This window comes from Streptomyces asoensis (assembly GCF_016860545.1).
GTDB classification, from domain to species: domain Bacteria; phylum Actinomycetota; class Actinomycetes; order Streptomycetales; family Streptomycetaceae; genus Streptomyces; species Streptomyces asoensis.
In genome coordinates, this window is sequence record NZ_BNEB01000002.1 from 1,869,852 (window position 1) to 1,882,305 (window position 12,454).

The 12,454-nt window shown below is 71.2% G+C and carries 9 protein-coding genes; 5 read left to right on the forward strand and 4 right to left on the reverse strand.

What is annotated here, in order from left to right; genetic code table 11:
* The first annotated feature begins 297 nt into the window (after positions 1-297).
* The 4 genes from Saso_RS11225 (at position 298) to Saso_RS11240 (ending at position 5,527) form a co-directional block, all read left to right on the forward strand.
* Positions 298-1,713, forward strand: coding sequence for an ABC transporter substrate-binding protein (locus tag Saso_RS11225; protein ID WP_189919062.1), 1,416 nt, complete (start codon positions 298-300; stop codon positions 1,711-1,713).
* 150 nt (positions 1,714-1,863) lie between these two features.
* The gene (locus tag Saso_RS11230) at positions 1,864-2,826 is read left to right on the forward strand and encodes a carbohydrate ABC transporter permease (protein WP_189919064.1); all 963 of its coding nucleotides are present in this window, start codon (positions 1,864-1,866) and stop codon (positions 2,824-2,826) included.
* Between the two features lie 19 nt (positions 2,827-2,845).
* Positions 2,846-3,721, forward strand: coding sequence for a carbohydrate ABC transporter permease (locus Saso_RS11235; protein WP_189919066.1), 876 nt, complete (start codon positions 2,846-2,848; stop codon positions 3,719-3,721).
* A 189-nt stretch (positions 3,722-3,910) separates the two neighbouring features.
* Positions 3,911-5,527 (forward strand): glycoside hydrolase family 13 protein, encoded by a 1,617-nt coding sequence (locus Saso_RS11240; protein WP_189919068.1) that lies wholly within the window; start codon positions 3,911-3,913, stop codon positions 5,525-5,527.
* An 83-nt stretch (positions 5,528-5,610) separates the two neighbouring features.
* Here Saso_RS11240 and Saso_RS11245 read toward each other — a convergent pair whose 3' ends face one another.
* Positions 5,611-7,119, reverse strand: a complete 1,509-nt coding sequence (locus Saso_RS11245; protein ID WP_189919070.1) for an MFS transporter — start codon at positions 7,117-7,119, stop codon at positions 5,611-5,613.
* 549 nt (positions 7,120-7,668) lie between these two features.
* Between Saso_RS11245 and Saso_RS11250 the strand changes: the two genes are divergently transcribed.
* Positions 7,669-9,465 (forward strand): chitinase, encoded by a 1,797-nt coding sequence (locus Saso_RS11250; RefSeq protein WP_189919072.1) that lies wholly within the window; start codon positions 7,669-7,671, stop codon positions 9,463-9,465.
* 55 nt (positions 9,466-9,520) lie between these two features.
* Here the strand turns inward: Saso_RS11250 and Saso_RS11255 are convergent, their stop codons facing one another.
* From Saso_RS11255 to Saso_RS38745, 3 genes are all read right to left on the reverse strand, one after another.
* Entirely contained in the window at positions 9,521-10,180 is a 660-nt protein-coding gene (locus tag Saso_RS11255) for a DUF5825 family protein (protein ID WP_189919073.1), read from the reverse strand.
* A 56-nt stretch (positions 10,181-10,236) separates the two neighbouring features.
* Complete coding sequence (locus tag Saso_RS11260; RefSeq protein ID WP_189919074.1) at positions 10,237-12,225, reverse strand: RiPP maturation radical SAM C-methyltransferase; 1,989 nt, start codon at positions 12,223-12,225, stop codon at positions 10,237-10,239.
* Between the two features lie 105 nt (positions 12,226-12,330).
* Entirely contained in the window at positions 12,331-12,453 is a 123-nt protein-coding gene (locus Saso_RS38745) for a hypothetical protein (RefSeq protein WP_267928680.1), read from the reverse strand.
* Position 12,454: the final 1 nt, after the last annotated feature.

The window sequence follows — 12,454 nt, forward strand, 5'->3', positions numbered from 1 at the left end:
GCATCCGTCGCGTCATCGGCCGGTCCACGTCCCGCGTGGGCCGGCCGCGTCATGTCCGCCGCCCGTCCGGCGTGTCCAGGGAGTGCCGGGCGGGAAGCGGTACGCGATGTTCCGCGCCCGGCAGCGGCTTGCAGCGAATGCCGGACGGAGCCCGCGTCATCTACGTTTCTCTGTCAAACAATTACGAAATCAGCGCGCAATATTGCGTCGCCTTGTCGGCGGTGATTGAGTGTGCGGCGCCCCACCTCGTACCGGCGAGGGGGCGCCTTCCACGTTCATGCCCGAAGGGGACCACCCATGAGAAGAGCTCGGTTCCGCCGCACCCGCCGCGCCGGCGCGGTCACCCTCGTCTCCGCGCTCACACTGACGGCGCTCGCCGCCTGCGGCACGAGCAGCAGCGACGACGGCGACGACGGGGACGGGAACAGCGCGAACGCCAACCCCGCCGCACCGCTGGACCCCGGCACCAAGGTGACCATCACCATCGACTGCATGCCGCCGGCGGCCAAGAAGGCCGAGCTCAAGGAGTGGAACGAGGACGTCGAGGAGTTCAACAAGAAGTACCCGAACGTCACCGTCGAGGGCCGCTCCACCCCGGGCCAGTGCCTGGAGCCGCCGCGGTTCACCGCGATGCTCAAGGCCAAGTCCCAGCCCGACGTCTTCTACACCTACTTCACCGACCTCGACCAGGTCCTCGACAACGACGGCGCCCAGGACATCAGCGCCTACGTCAACGACAGGACCGTGCCGCTGCTCAAGGACATCGACCCCGACGTCCTCGGCTCGCTCAAGAAGGACGGCAAGCTCTACGGCCTGCCCACCAGCAACTACCGCATGGGCCTGCTCATCAACCGCACGCTCTTCGAGAAGGCGGGACTCGACCCCGACACCCCGCCCGCCACCTGGGAGGACGTCCGGGCCGCGGCCAAGAGGATCGCCGGACTCGGCGGCGGAGTCGCCGGCTTCGGCGAGTACAGCGCCGGCAACACCGGCGGCTGGCACTTCACCGCGCAGATGTACAGCCTCGGCGGTGAGGTCGTCGACGCCTCCGGTACCAAGGCCGCGTTCAACGACGCGACCGGCAGACAGGTCGCGCAGAACCTCCACGCCATGCGCTGGGAGGACGATGCCATGGGCAAGACCCAGCTGCTGAAGTGGGGCGACCTCCAGAAGCAGATCGCCACCGACAAGCTCGGCATGTTCCTCGCCGCGCCCGACGACATCGCCTACATGGTCCAGCAACTCGGCGCCAAGTACGAGAACTTCGGCATGGGCCCGATCCCGGGCGGCAAGAACACCCTGTCCGGAGGCAACAACTACATGATCAAGAAGGGGATCTCCTCCGACAAGATCAAGGCCGCGATCGCATGGCTCGACTTCAAGAACCTCAGCGTCGGCAAGGGCCAGTTCGACTGGGAGCGCACCAAGGCCGACGGTCTGCCGGTCGGTGTCCCGCAGCCCAACTTCTGGCTGAACGACAGCAAGAGCAAGGACGACGCCGCACGCACCCGGTACGCCACCATGCCGGTGCAGAACTTCAAGGCCTTCATGGACAACCCCGTCCCCGGCAAGGCCGAGCCCCCGAAGGCGCAGGAGATCTACAAGGTCCTCGACAACGTCATGTCGGGCATCCTCACCGACAAGGACGCCGACATCGACAAGCTGCTGTCGACAGCCGAGACCCAGGTCGACCAGGTCCTCGCCAACCGGTGACTCCCGCGGGGCCGGGCGGTCTCCCACCGCCCGGCCCGCGAGCGCGCCCCCGGACCTTGCCCTGTCCGGCGGACCCGGTGCGCGTCGACTTCCGTCACGCGCCCCGACCACTCCCGTCCGGCGACACCGCAGCCCGACCGAGGAGCACCCATGTCGGCCCCCACCCTCACCCACGACCCGGCGGCCGGGGAACGCCGTCCCCGCAGGCCGCGCACCCGCACCGTCCGGACCCCGTCCGCGGGCGCGGGCAAGGCGCTGCGCCGCAACGTCACCGCCCACGGATTCCTCATCGGCGCGGTGCTCTGCTTCGCCTTCTTCTCCTGGTACCCGATCGTCCGCGAGTTCCTGCTCGCCTTCCAGAAGACCGAGGACGGCCGGGTCGGCTGGACCGGCTGGGACAACTTCGTCACCATCTGGAACGACCCCGCCTTCGGCCAGGCCTGGCGCAACACCCTCTGGTTCACGGCCCTGGCCCTCGTCCTGGGCTTCGCGGTCCCCTTCGTCACGGCCCTCGTCATCAACGAGTTCCGGCACGGGCAGGGCTATCTGCGCCTCCTGGTCTACCTGCCCGTCATGCTGCCGCCCACCGCCTCGGTGCTGCTCTTCAAGTACCTCTACGACCCCGGGTACGGCATGTTCAACGAGGTGCTGGACGTCTTCGGCATCCCCGCCCGGCAGTGGCTCCAGGACCCCGACACCGCCATGCTCTCCGTCGTCGTCGCCTCCACCTGGATGAACATGGGCGGCGCGACCCTCATCTACCTGGCCGCGCTCCAGAGCGTCCCCGGCGAACTGTACGAGGCCGCCGAACTCGACGGGGCCGGCCTGCTGCGCAAGGTGTGGCACGTGACGATCCCGCAGACCCGGCTGATCCTCGCGCTGATGCTCCTCATGCAGATCATCGCCACCATGCAGGTCTTCATCGAGCCCTTCCTGCTGACCGGCGGCGCCGGACCCGAGGGTTCGACGACCACCGTCGTCTACCTGATCTACCAGTACGCCTTCAACTTCAACGACTACGGTGCCGCCGCGGCGCTCGGCCTGATGCTGCTCGTACTGCTGGCCGCCTTCTCGGCCGTGTACGCCAGGCTCAACCGCGCCACGGAAGCGTAGGACCGGGGGAGACACGGACATGTCCACACGCACGCTCATCTCGCCCGCGGCCCTCGCCCGCCCCCGCGGCCGGCTGCTCTACCGGCTGTGCTTCGCGGTCGTCGTCGTCCTGTTCACGCTGGCCTTCCTCGGCCCGCTGTACTGGATGGTGTCCGGCGGGCTCAAGACCACCCAGGAAGCCGTCCAGACGCCTCCCACGTGGGTGCCCGGCTCCGTCCACCCGCAGAACTACCAGCGGGCCTGGGAGGTGATGGATCTCGCCCGCCTGCTCCTCAACACCCTCTACTACGCGCTCGGCGCGCTCGCCTTCCAGCTGGTGCTCGACGTCGCCGCCGCATACTCCCTGTCCAAGCTGCGTCCCGTCCTGGGCAAGGCGATCCTCGGCATGATGCTCGTGACCCTGATGATCCCGGCGACCGTGCTCGTCGTCCCGCAGTACCTCACCGTGCTGGACATGCCGGTCATCGAGCGCAACCTCCTCGACTCGCCCTGGGCGATCTGGCTTCCGTCGGTCACCAACGCCTTCAACATCTTCCTGCTGAAGCGGTTCTTCGACTCCGTCCCGAAGGAACTCCTGGACGCGGCCTCCATGGACGGGGCCGGCCCGCTGCGCGTCCTGTGGTCCGTCGTCCTGCCGATCTCCCGCCCGGTCCTCGGGGTGGTGTCCATCTTCGCGGTCGTCGGCGTCTGGAAGGACTTCCTCTGGCCGATGCTGGTCCTGCCCGACCCGAACCGCCAGACCCTCGCGGTCGGCATCTACTCGCTCGCCACCAGCGTGCCCGAGAACGTGCTCATCGCCGCCCTCACCATCGCCTCCCTGCCGACCCTGCTGCTGTTCCTGCTCTTCCAGCGCAACATCATGGGCGGACTGACCGCGGGCGGCCTCAAGGGCTGAACCCGCCGTCGGGGACCGCGGCCACCTGCCTCGCCGCCCGTGTCACCGGCTGCTCCCCGCCGTGCGGCAGGCCCCGCGTCCATCCGGCCCGCCGGCACCCCTCCCGAACCTCCGCCGCCGCCCCGTCCTCGACGCCCCGCTGTCCGGGGCGGCGGCGGAGAACCACCCCTGCCCCGAAAGGACCGTCACGTGGCAGCCCCGCACCCCGACAAGACCTCCGCCCCCTCGGACGACTGGTGGCGTGGCGCTGCCATCTACCAGGTGTACCCCCGCAGTTTCGCCGACGGCGACGGCGACGGCGCCGGAGACCTCGCGGGCGTCCGGTCGAGACTGCCCTACCTCGCCGAACTCGGCGTCGACGCCGTCTGGTTCACCCCCTGGTACCTGTCCCCGCTCGCCGACGGCGGCTACGACGTCGCCGACTACCGCACCATCGACCCCGCCTTCGGCACTCTGGAGGAGGCCGAGAAACTCATCGACGAGGCCCGCGCCCTCGGCATCCGCACGATCGTCGACATCGTGCCCAACCACGTCTCCGACCAGCACCCCTGGTTCCGGGCCGCGCTCGCCGCCGGACCCGGCAGCCCCGAGCGCAAGCTGTTCCACTTCCGCCCCGGACGCGGCGAGCACGGCGAACTGCCGCCCAACGACTGGCCCTCGCAGTTCGCCGGCGAGACCTGGACCCGGGTCGAGGACGGCGAGTGGTACCTGCACCTGTTCACCCCCCAGCAGCCCGATCTCAACTGGGCCCACCCCGCCGTCCGCGAGGAGCACGAGGACGTCCTGCGCTTCTGGTTCGAGCGGGGCGTGGCCGGCGTCCGCATCGACTCGGCCGCCCTGCCCGCCAAGGACCCCGACCTGCCCGATTTCGTCGAGGGCCGCGACCCCCACCCGTACATCGACCGCGACGAACTCCACGAGATCTACCGCTCCTGGCGCGGTGTCGCCGACGCCTACGACGGTGTCTTCGTCGGCGAGGTGTGGCTGCCGGACGCCGAGCGCTTCGCCCGCTATCTGCGCCCCGACGAACTGCACACCGCCTTCAACTTCAACTTCCTCGCCTGCCCCTGGGACGCCGGCCGGCTGCGGGCGGCCGTCGACGACACCCTCGCCGAGCACGCCCCGGTCGGCGCACCCGCCACCTGGGTCCTGTGCAACCACGACGTCACCCGCACGGTCACCCGCTACGGCCGCGCGGACACCGCGTTCGACTTCGCGACCAAGGCCTACGACACGCCGACCGACCTGGCCCTCGGCACCCGCCGGGCCCGCGCCGCCGCCCTCCTCACCCTCGCGCTGCCCGGCTCCGTCTACCTCTACCAGGGCGAGGAGCTGGGCCTGCCCGAGGCCGACATCCCGCGCGAGCGGATCCAGGACCCGATGCACTTCCGCTCGGGCGGCACCGACCCCGGCCGCGACGGCTGCCGGGTGCCCCTGCCGTGGACCGCCGGCGCCCCGCACGCGGGGTTCGGCTCGCGCGCCGAGCCCTGGCTGCCCCAGCCCGTCGGCTGGTCCGGATACGCGGCCGATCTCCAGGCCGCCGACCCCGGCTCGATGCTGGTCCTCTACCGCACCGCGCTGCGGCTGCGACGCGGCGAGGCCGCCCTCGGTGACGGCGTGCTGGAATGGCTGCCCGCCCCCGCCGGCGTCCTCGCGTTCCGGCGGACACCCGGCCTGATCTGCGTGGTCAACCTGGCGGCCGAACCGGCCGTGCTGCCGGAACACGATCAGCTCCTGCTCGCCAGCGGACCCCTGGACTCCGCGGGCCGGCTGCCCCGCGACACGGCGGTGTGGCTGCGCGAGTGACCGGTCCGCACCTCACCGCACGGCCTGCTCCCCACCGATCGAGGGCCCTCGTCCGCCGCGCCCGGCGCGGAGGGTCCGCCCGATCACGACTGGCGGGAGTGCAACGGGTCATGGGCGACCTCGTCGGGACAGCGCTCGTGGGCCGGGACCGTCCGCCGGTCGCGCCGCCAGTCGGCGCCGGCGAGGACCAGCGACGCGCCCATGCCCGCCAGGGCCGCCGCCAGCGCGACGGTCAGGGCGCCGCGGTAGCCGGCGCCCGACCCGAGCGCCAGGTAGTACAGGCCGGGCAGCGCCGCCGTTCCGACGGCGGCGCCGAGACGCTGTCCGGTCTGGAGCGCGCCGCCGGCCGCGCCGGCCATCCGCACGGGTACGTCCCGCAGGGTCATGGTGATGTTCGGCGAGACCACGAAGCCGCCGCCGATCCCGCCGAGGAAGAGCAGCGGAGCGGCGGCCCAGGGGCCGGTACCGAGGGGCAGGAGACGAAGGAGCAGCACGGCTCCGCCCAGGCCGGCGATCACACCGGTGAGACCGCACACCGTGAGCAGCCGTCCGAACCGGTCGACCAGCCTGCCCGCGACGACGGCCGCGCTCGCCGATCCCAGGGCGAAGGGCGTCACGGCCAGGCCGGAGCGCAGCGGCGAGAAGCCGAGCCCGCGCTGGTAGAAGAGGGCGAAGACCAGCCAGACCCCGCTGAACCCGATGAAGTACAGGGTGCCGACCCCGGCCCCGACGGCGTAGCCGCGCACGGTGGTGAACAGACGGGGATCGAGCAGCGGCGGGGTGTCACGGGCGACCAGACGGCGCTGCCACCACACGAAGACGGCGAGCAGCGCGGCGGCGAGCGGGAAGAGCCACCACAGGCGGCGCAGCCCGCCGGAGTCCGCCTGGACCAGCGGATACATGAGCGCGAGGACCCCGAGGCCGAGCAGCACGACGCCGGGCACGTCCACGTGGGCCCGGCCGGACGGCCGGGTGCGGGGCAGCAGGCGACGGCCGAGCAGCACGGCCACCACGCCGATCGGGACGTTGACGTAGAAGATCCAGCGCCAGCCCTCGGAGCCGGAGGCCAGCGCGAGGATGGCGCCGCCGGTGAGCGGGCCGACGGCGGAGGAGATGCCGACCGTGGCGCCGAAGAAACCGAAGGCCCGTCCGCGCTCGGCGCCGCGGAACATCTGCTGGATGAGCGCGGAGTTCTGCGGGGCCATGAAACCGGCCGCCAGCCCCTGGGCGAGCCGGGCCACCACCAGCCAGGTGATGTCGGGGGCGGCGCCGCAGGCCGCGCTGAAGACGACGAAGCAGCTCAGGGCCAGCAGGAAGATCCGGCGCCGGTCCAGCGCGTCACCGAGCCGGCCGGCGGTCACCAGGGCCAGGGCGAAGGTGAGCGCGTAGCCGGAGACCACCCATTGCACCTCTGCCGCGGAGGCGTGCAGCTCACGCTGGACGGTGGGCAGGGCGACCGCCACGATCGTCACGTCCAGCAGGCTCATGAAACCGGCCACCAGAGTGACCCACAGGGCCCGCCACCGGTTCGGATCCTGCCCGGATCCGCTCTCCCGCGTGGACGGGCCCTCGTTCGTCGCCGACGCCGACACAAGGCCTCCTCTCGCCGGGCCGCCTCCGAGAAGCACGTGATCACGCGGTGGACGCGGGCCCGCTGTGCCCCAGTACCCACCCTGCCGCCGTCCGGCACACCGATCGCCCGCAGTCTCCCTGAGCGCATTCTCGACGGCATCACCCCCGCACCGCATGCCGAGGGGCCGCCGGCGCCGCGCCGGGGGTCAGGCCGAAACTCCGATGCCCCGTTCGCGGTGGCTCGGTAGGGTCGGGGCCGTGCAGGTGCGCAGGCACCGGACACTTCGCCTCTTCAGCGGGAAACGCGGGTTCGAATCCCGTCGCCGGCTCCGGCCGGTGTCGTCCAGCGGCCCAGGACACCTATGGTCCGTCGCCGACCTCGATCTCTGCACACCTCAGTGAACCCGGCAGGGCCACCGCCCCGCCGGGTTCCGTGCGTCGCGCCCGCACGGCGCTCGCTCCTGCTTCCCCTCCGGGCCTCCTCTCGAGGTCTTGACAAAAGAATTGGTCTGGACCAAGTTGGGCGCGCCCCGCCCCGCAGTCCGAACCCCCACTGTCCGGAGGCACTTGTGAACCGCTCCAGACCGGCCGTCGCCCTGCTCACGGCGGTGGCCCTCGCCGTACCCGCAATCACCGCACTGTCGTCGGCCGCAGAGGCCGCCGACGCCGAACTCGCCCGCAACGGCGGCTTCGAGGCGGGACTCGACGGCTGGACGTGCACCGCGGCCAGGTCCGTCACCAGCCCGGTGCGCAGCGGCAGTTCGGCCCTCGAGGCGACCCCCGCCGGCAACGACCACGCCCAGTGCTCCCAGACGGTCACCGTGCGGCCCGACTCCCAGTACACGCTGTCCGGTTACGTCCGTGGGGCGTACGTGTACCTCGGCGCGAGCGGCACGGGCACCACCGACGTCTCCACGTGGACCCAGTCCGCCCCCGACTGGCAGCGGCTCGGCACCACCTTCCGCACGGGCGCGTCCACGACCAGGGTGACGATCTACACGCACGGCTGGTACGGCACCGGCGCGTACCAGGCCGACGACATCTCGCTGCTCGGGCCGGGCGGCTCCACCGGTGTACCGCCCGCCACGCCGACCGGCCTGAAGGCCGGGGCCCCCTCGGCCACGAGCGTCGCCCTCTCCTGGTCGGCGGCGAGCGGCGCGACGAGCTACGCGCTCTACCGTGACGGCGTGAAAACACAGACGGTGAACGGTACTTCGGCCGTCGTGACCGGTCTGTCCGCCTCGATGGCCTACACCTTCCAGGTCGCCGGCGTGAACGACGCCGGAGAGTCCGCCAAGTCGGCCGCCGTGACGGTGACGACCGCCGCGTCCGGCGGCGGAGGCCCCTCCGACCTGCCCGCCCACGCCCTGGTCGGCTACCTGCACGCGAGCTTCGCGAACGGTGCCGGATACACCCGACTGGCCGATGTCCCCGACAGCTGGGACGTCATCGACCTGGCCTTCGGCGAACCCACGACCACCACCTCCGGCGACATCCGCTTCACGCGCTGCCCCGTGACCGAATGCCCGAACGTCGAGAGCGACGCCGACTTCAAGGCGGCGATCAAGGCCAAGCAGGCGGCCGGCAAGAAGGTGCTGATCTCGATCGGCGGGCAGAACGGTCAGGTCCAGCTCACCACGGCGGCGGCCCGCGACACCTTCGTCTCCTCCGTCTCCAAGATCATCGACACGTACGGCCTGGACGGCCTGGACGTCGACTTCGAAGGCCACTCCCTGTCGCTGAACGCCGACGACACGGACTTCAGGAACCCCAGGACACCCGTGATCGTGAACCTCATCTCGGCGCTCAGGACCCTCAAGGCCAGGTACGGCTCCGGGTTCGTGCTCACCATGGCGCCCGAGACGTTCTTCGTGCAGATGGGCCACCAGTTCTACGGCACGGGGAAGTGGGGCGGGCAGGACCCCCGGTGCGGCGCGTACCTGCCGGTGATCCACGCCCTGCGCGACGACCTGACCCTCCTGCACGTCCAGGACTACAACTCGGGCCCGATCATGGGCCTCGACAACCAGTACCACTCCATGGGCGGCGCCGACTTCCACACCGCCATGACCGACATGCTCCTGACCGGCTTCCCGGTGGCCGGCGACGCCGGCGCGGTCTTCCCGCCGCTGCGCCCCGACCAGGTCGCCATCGGCATGCCGGCCTCCACCAACGCGGGAAACGGCTACGTCCCCCCGGCCGAGGTGGTCAAGACGCTGTCGTGCCTGACCGAGCGGACCGGCTGCGGCTCGTACGCCCCCCACGGCACCTGGCCGGCCCTGCGCGGCCTCATGACGTGGTCGATCAACTGGGACCGCTTCGCCGGCGGGGAGTTCCAGCGGACGTTCGACGGCTACTTCGGATGACCCGGAGCCACGAGAACCCGGTGCGCCCACCGGACCGGTGGGCGCACCGGGGTGCTCAGACGGCCATGGCCTCCTGGAGCCAGCGGGACACCCGGTAGGGCAGCCACCACGCCAGTTCGCCGACGCTCAGGACCAGGTGCTCGGCGGTGAACTCCGCCAGCACGTCCGCGGGCACGTCGGCCCGGCCGGCACCCTGGTCGAGCCGCGCGATGGCCTCGCGGTACCCGGGTTCGTCCGCCGTGAAGCGGCGCAGGTCCCCCCAGCGGCGGTCGCGGATCTGGATGAAGCCCGGCCCCTGGCGCCAGACCAGCTTGCACAGGTAGTGCCGGGTCCGCCAGGCGTGCAGCGCCTCCTCGCCGTTCTCGAGGCCGGTGAGACTGCGGGGCGGCTGGAGGTGGGACAGCACCTTCCACTGGTGGGCCGCGTCCTGTGGTGACAGCCGCAGGTCCCAGTCGACGGAGACGGCCCGCGCGGTGAGGTCGCGGACCAGGCACAACCGGTCGACGACCCCGCGGTGGGCCGCGGGATCGCTCGTGGCGAGGTCGACGGCGGTGTCCAGTTCGGCGTGGCGCACGCCCAGGTCCCACAGCCGGTCGGCCTGCGGGGCCCCGGCCGTCACAGGGAGCGTCCCCAGCGACATGCCCGGCAGCCCGCGGGCCTGCGGGTCCAGATCACGCCAGGCCCTGATCGTGAAGTGCGGTGCGATGGTGGTCACGGTGCGGTCCTTCGTGGGTCGGGCAGCCGGTGGCCGCGGGATGAGGGGACCGGCGTTCAGGACGGCGCGGGCACGGCGCCGGCCTCGACGCCGACGGCGGCCCCGGCCCGGGCGTCGGCCTCGGGCCCGCTCCCGTCATCGGACGCCGTACGGCGGTGGAGATGGCGCATGTAGTCCAGGCGCAGCAGGTCCTGGTTCACGGCGGCGGGGGCGATGTGCACGTACTGGCCCGCGTCGGTGAAGACGATGCCCCGCGCGACCCACTCCTCCAGGAGGGCCTCCAGATCGTGCGGTGCGGGGCCCGCGCCGTCCGGGGTGTCGTCGGCCGACGTCAGTTTGCGGTGGAGCGCCACCACGGTGTGCGGCTGGTCCAGCAGCCGGAAGAGCGCCGTGTGCAACGGATCGGTGAGCTGCATGGTCCGCCAGGCGAACGAGGCCCGCCTGCTGACCAGCACGATCCGTTCACCGAGATCGGTGTGGGTGAGACGGGCGTCGGCGTGGTGCTTCTTCCAGGCGGCGATGCCGTCGTTGAGGAGGGTGACGGTCGGCTCGCCGATGCCGCGCTCCGGGGCCTGGAAGACATAGGCCAGGTCGTGCAGTTCGGACTCGGGCAGCGCGTAGGTGAACAGGTAGTGCTCCTCGGGGCGCAGTCCCGTGAAGCCCAGTTCGGGGCGCTTGAAGTAGGGACTGAACCGTTCGATGGCGATGCGTGCGGACAGGTCGACCGGCGGGTTGAGGTGTTCCAGGGCGGGCAGCTGGCGGATGACGGGTTCGTAGTCCTCCGCGGTCTCCCCGGGGAATCCGTGCAGGTAGTTCCAGGACACCGACAGGCCGGTCTCCGCCGCGTCGCGGAGCATGCGGACGTTCTGGCAGCCGCTGACCCCCTTGTCCATGAGGTCGAGGACGCGGCTGTTGAGGCTCTCGATGCCCGGCTGGACGTAGATGAGCCCGGCGTCCGCCAGGACCTGGAGCTGAGGGCGGCGCATGTTCGCCTTGATCTCGATGTGCATGCGCAGGTCGTAGCCGCTGTCGACGATGCGGGGCAGCACGGTGGACAGGTAGCGCATGTCCAGGATGTTGTCGACCACGTACATGTCGAGCACCTGGTGGCGTTCCGCCAGCTCCATGATCTCCCGGTAGAACGTGTCGGGGCTCTTGCTGCGGAACTCCATGAAGGAGCCGTTCAGTCCGCAGAACGTGCAGTGGTGCTTCTCTCCCCACCAGCAGCCGCGTGCGCCCTCGACCACCAGTTTCGGCTCCACCCAGCCGCGCGCCACGGACGCGGCGAGCCGCTCGAAGTAGCCGCTGTAGTCGGGAGGCAGGATCGCCGCCGGCGGCAGCGGCCCGCTCGGCATCGGGTTGGCGGTGTGCGCCGACCCGGCCGCGCGGTGGCACAGCCCCGGGATCGAGGCGGCGGCCGCCGGGTCCCCGTCGCGCAGCGCGGTCAGCAGCCGGGGAAAGGCGTCCTCGCCCTCGCCGCGCACCACGTAGTCCACGAAGGGGAAGTTGCGGTGGACCGCCGCGCCCTGCTCCGCGTCGCAGTTGGCCCCGCCCATGACGGTCACGACGTGCGGTGCCAGGCGCTTGATCTGGCGGGCCGCGGCCAGCGCGGCGGTGTTCTGCTGGAAGGTCGAGGTGAACCCGACCACGTCGGGCCGCAGTTCCACCACCTTGCGGGCCACTTCGGCGACGAACTCCGGTACCACACGGTGCAGTTCGCGCGTCATGCGCATCCGGGCGCGCCGCAGTTTGGACGACATCACCTCGACGAACTCCGGTTCCCTCCACTCGGGGTCGTCGTAGAGCGCGGAGGAGAACACCCAGTCGCCGCAGCCGAGGAAGTAGGACGACAGGGCGTAGTACTCGTAGTCCTCGGCGGTGAACTCGGTGCGGCTGGTGATCCAGTCGGTGAACTCCAGATTGGCGTGCAGCACCTCGCACGTGGCGTCCTGGACGTGTTCGTCGACGCTGCGCTTGAGGATGCCGAGCGCCAGGGAGGGCAGGTCTATCGGGGACCAGGGCATGTTGACGAGAAGAACGCGCACGGTGGGCTCCTTGCGCACGGCGGCCTGCGGACGGGAAGTGCGGTACGGGAAGTGCGGGAGGGAGCCCGGCCGGCCCGTGTCGAGTCGGGCCGGCCGGGCCGTGGGTCACTCCTCGTCGTCGCTCTCGGCGGCGTTGCGGAACGGGATCGTGATGGTGATGCCGATGCCCGGCTTCCTGTTCTCCTCGTCGCCGGCGAGCGGATCGTTCTGGATGATGTCCTTCTGCACG

Bases quoted from the DNA above. Each gene is read 5' to 3' on its own strand.
- Saso_RS11230 (WP_189919064.1), top strand. From the start codon at position 1,864: ATGTCGGCCCCCACCCTCACCCACGACCCGGCGGCCGGGGAACGCCGT.
- Saso_RS11225 (WP_189919062.1), top strand. From the start codon at position 298: ATGAGAAGAGCTCGGTTCCGCCGCACCCGCCGCGCCGGCGCGGTCACC.
- Saso_RS11235 (WP_189919066.1), top strand. From the start codon at position 2,846: ATGTCCACACGCACGCTCATCTCGCCCGCGGCCCTCGCCCGCCCCCGC.